Origin of the sequence: Promicromonospora kroppenstedtii DSM 19349, from assembly GCF_000515355.1 — a bacterium.
In the GTDB taxonomy this organism is placed as follows: domain Bacteria; phylum Actinomycetota; class Actinomycetes; order Actinomycetales; family Cellulomonadaceae; genus Promicromonospora; species Promicromonospora kroppenstedtii.
Window position 1 is genome coordinate 2,917 of record NZ_KI911643.1, and the last position, 4,010, is coordinate 6,926.

4 protein-coding genes are annotated in these 4,010 nt (G+C 73.2%); 1 reads left to right on the forward strand and 3 read right to left on the reverse strand.

Features of this window, described 5'->3' with window-relative positions:
• A partial coding sequence (locus PROKR_RS34325; protein WP_036962209.1) for a glutamate-cysteine ligase family protein occupies positions 1-225 on the reverse strand: 225 nt, incomplete at its 3' end.
• 7 nt (positions 226-232) lie between these two features.
• On the reverse strand, positions 233-2,128 hold the full coding sequence (gene dxs, locus PROKR_RS08905) for a 1-deoxy-D-xylulose-5-phosphate synthase (RefSeq protein WP_036962212.1): 1,896 nt from the start codon (positions 2,126-2,128) through the stop codon (positions 233-235).
• Positions 2,129-2,301: 173 nt separating this feature from the next.
• Here dxs and PROKR_RS08910 point away from each other — a divergent pair, with 173 nt between their 5' ends.
• Positions 2,302-3,753 carry a GuaB1 family IMP dehydrogenase-related protein gene (locus PROKR_RS08910; RefSeq protein WP_036962228.1) on the forward strand — a complete coding sequence of 484 codons (1,452 nt, stop codon included), beginning with the start codon at positions 2,302-2,304 and terminating at the stop codon, positions 3,751-3,753.
• Positions 3,754-3,799: 46 nt separating this feature from the next.
• Here PROKR_RS08910 and PROKR_RS08915 read toward each other — a convergent pair.
• Positions 3,800-4,010: ATP-binding domain-containing protein (locus PROKR_RS08915; RefSeq protein ID WP_036962215.1), on the reverse strand; the 211-nt coding region annotated here is incomplete at its 5' end.

The window sequence follows — 4,010 nt, forward strand, 5'->3', positions numbered from 1 at the left end:
CTGAGCGCCGGCCCGGCCCTCCCGGATCGCCGCGGCGACGTCCTCGAGCGTCGAGCGCGGCGGCGTGGCCGTCTCGATCTGCTCCTCCATGAACTCGTGCTCCAGCGGGCCGTCGTCCGGCTCGGCCGTACCGAGCACGTCCCGGGCGCGCGCGATCGGCGCCCCGTCCTGCCCGACCAGCATGAGCTCTTCCTCGACGCCGACGGTGCGCCTGTTCGTCGTCACCGCGGCGTCACAGCAGGGCGAGCGCCGCGAGGGCGTCCCGGGTCGCGTCGGCCGCGGTCATCCGCTGCGCGCGCACGATGTGGTCCCGGCTGGCGTGGTCGAGGAACTGGACCGGCAGGCCCATGTGCACCTGCGGCGTGCCGATGCCCTGCTCCCCGGCCCGCTGCGCCAGCATGTCGCCCACGCCGCCGTCGACCACGCCGTCCTCCAGCGTGACCACCAGGTCGTGCTCGCCGCAGAGCTTGACCAGGTTCTCCGGCACGGGCAGCACCCACGTCGGGGAGGCCACCGTGACCTCGACGCCGTGCGCCGCGAGCGCGGTACCGGTCTCCATGGCGCAGGCCGCCATGGAGCCCACGCCCACCACGAGCACGCGGCGGGTCACGGCGCCCTTCTGCCGGTTCGCGTCCGGGGAGAACCGGCCCACGACGTCGACACCGTCGAGCTCCTCGACGGCCGGGATGTCGTCGCCGAGGGCGCCCTTCGGGTAACGGACCACGGTGGGCGCGTCGTCGACGTCGACGGCGGCGCGCAGGGCGGCGCGCAGCGTCGTCTCGTCGCGCGGCGCGGCCAGGCGCAGGCCGGGCACGATGCGGAGCATCGCCATGTCCCACATGCCGTTGTGGCTGGCGCCGTCGTCGCCGGTGATGCCTGCGCGGTCCAGGACGAAGGTGACGCCCGCCTTGTGCAGGGCGACGTCCATCAGGACCTGGTCGAACGCGCGGTTCAGGAACGTCGCGTAGACGGCGACGACGGGGTGCAGGCCGGCGAACGCCATGCCCGCCGCCGACGTCGCGGCATGCTGCTCGGCGATGCCGACGTCGAAGGTGCGCTCCGGGAACTGCTCCTGGAAGGGCGCGAGGCCCACGGGGTGCAGCATGGCGGCGGTGATCGCGACGACGTCGGACCGGCGGCGGCCGATCTTGACGATCTCGTCCGCGAAGACCTTGGTCCAGCCGAACCGGCTGGCGGCGACGGGCAGTCCGGTCTCCGGGTGGATGACGCCGACGGCGTGGAACCGGTCGGCGATGTCCTCCTCCGCGGGCTTGTAGCCGCGGCCCTTCTCGGTGATGGCGTGCACGATCACGGGCCGGCCGTACGCCTTGGCGCGGCCGAGCGCGCGCTCGAGCGCCTCGGTGTCGTGGCCGTCGACCGGGCCGATGTACTTGATGCCCAGGTCCTCGAACAGGCCCTGCGGCGCGACGACGTCCTTGAGGCCCTTCTTCAGGCCGTGCAGCCAGCGCCAGGCGAAGCGTCCGGGCGGTCCGGAGCGGTGCAGGGCGCGCGTGCCCCAGCTCAGGAACGCCTCGTAACCGCTGGTGGTGCGCAGCGTGTCGAGGTGGTTGGCCAGGCCGCCGATGGTCGGCGAGTAGGAGCGGCCGTTGTCGTTGACCACGATCACGAGCTTGCGGTCGCGGCTCTCGGCGATGTTGTTCAGCGCCTCCCAGGCCATGCCGCCGGTGAGCGCGCCGTCGCCGATGACGGCGACCACGTGGTCGTCCTTGCCGCGCACCTGGTTGGCCTTGGCGATGCCGTCGGCCCAGGACAGGGCGGTGGAGGCGTGCGAGTTCTCCACGACGTCGTGCGCGGACTCGGCGCGGCTCGGGTATCCGGAGATGCCGCCACGCTTGCGCAGGTCGGAGAAGTCCTGGCGGCCCGTGAGCAGCTTGTGCACGTAGGACTGGTGGCCCGTGTCGAACACGAGGGAGTCGCGCGGCGAGTCGAAGACCCGGTGCATGGCGATGGTCAGCTCGACGACGCCGAGGTTGGGCCCGAGGTGCCCACCGGTGCGCGAGACGCTCTCCACCAGGAAACGGCGGATCTCCTCGGCGAGCTCCGGCATCTGGCCGGGCGTGAGAGCCCGGACGTCCTGCGGCGAGCGGATGTCGCTCAGCAAGCCCATGCGCGTCCTTTCGTCGTGCCCGGTGAGGGGCGAATCGGGGCCCCACTCTAAGGGGAACCGACCACTCCACTGTGCCACGTCAGGGTCGCCTCCCATGCCTGTCTCCGATACCTCCACAACGATGTGGCAGGACTCATAGGCACAGGCAGGCAAACTCTTTACTCTTGGTGAACGTGCGATTCCTCCACGAGCAGTCCCAGGCCACCGACCTCACCTATGGCGACGTCTTCCTCGTGCCGTCGCGCTCGGACGTCACGTCACGGTTCGACGTCGATCTGTCCTCCGACGACGGCACCGGGACGACCATCCCCGTGGTCGTCGCGAACATGACCGCGGTCGCCGGCCGGCGCATGGCCGAGACCGTCGCCCGCCGCGGCGGGCTGGCGATCATCCCGCAGGACGTCCCGGCCGACGTCGTGGCCGGTGTCGTCGCGGACGTCAAGGCCAAGCACCCCGTCATCGAGACGCCGGTCGTGGTCGCCCCGCAGGACACCGTGCACAGCGTGCTGACGCTGCTCGGCAAGCGGGCGCACGGCGCCGCCGTCGTCGTGCAGGACGGCCGGCCCGTGGGTGTGGTCACGGAGTCGGACTGCGCCGACGTCGACCGGTTCACCCGCGTGGCCGAGGTGATGTCCGCCGAGCCCCTGCTCCTGGAGGCCGCCCTGCTGGACGGCCCGGGCGGGCTGGAGGCGGCGTTCGACGTGCTGCACTCCGCGCGGCTCGACCTCGCGCCCGTGGTCCGCGACGGCCTCCTGGCCGGGGTGCTGACCCGCAAGGGCGCGCTGCGCTCCTCGATCTACAGCCCCGCCCTGGACGCGGCGGGCAGCCTACGCATCGGCGCTGCCGTGGGGATCAACGGCGACGTCGCCGCCAAGGCGAAGGACCTGCTGGCCGCGGGCGTCGACGTGCTCGTGGTCGACACCGCCCACGGCCACCAGTCCAAGATGCTCGCCGCGCTGGAGGCCGTGCGCTCCGTGGACCCGGACGTGCCCGTCGTGGCCGGGAACGTCGTGACCGCCGACGGCGTGCGCGACCTCGTGGCCGCCGGCGCCGACATCCTCAAGGTCGGAGTGGGCCCGGGCGCCATGTGCACCACGCGCATGCAGACCGGCGTCGGGCGGCCGCAGTTCTCCGCCGTCCTGGAGTGCGCGGCCGCCGCACGCGAGCTCGGCAAGCACGTCTGGGCCGACGGCGGGGTGCGCCACCCCCGCGACGTCGCGCTGGCGCTGGCCGCGGGCGCGTCGCAGGTGATGGTGGGCTCCTGGTTCGCCGGCACGTACGAGTCCCCCGGCGACCTCAAGGACGACGGCACGGGCCGCCTGTACAAGGACTCGTTCGGCATGGCCTCCGCGCGCGCCGTCGCGGCCCGCACCGCCGGGAGCGGCACGGCGTTCGCCCGGGCGCGCAAGGCCCTCTACGAGGAGGGCATCTCCACCGGCAAGATGTACCTGGACCCGGCTCGCCCGGGCGTCGAGGACCTGCTGGACGAGATCACGTCGGGCCTGCGGTCCTCGTGCACGTACGCGGGCGCGCGGTCCCTGGCCGAGTTCTCGGACCGCGCCGTCGTGGGCATCCAGTCGGCCGCCGGGTACCAGGAGGGCATGCCGGTCGCGACGAGCTGGTGAGGCGGCAGCTCAGCCGACCGGGCCTTCGGTCGGCTGAGGCTGCGGTTCAGCCGACGACGACCAGCCGGCGCGTCGGGCGGGTCAGCGCGACGTAGAGGTCGCGCTCCCCGCCCGGCCGCGCGGCAGTGATCCCGTCCGGGTCGGCCACGACGACGGCGTCGAACTCCAGGCCGCGCACCTGGGAGACGGGCACCACGCGGACGTCGGTCGCGGCCAGCGCGGCGGCGAGCGCACCGACGCTCGTGTCGGCCGCGACG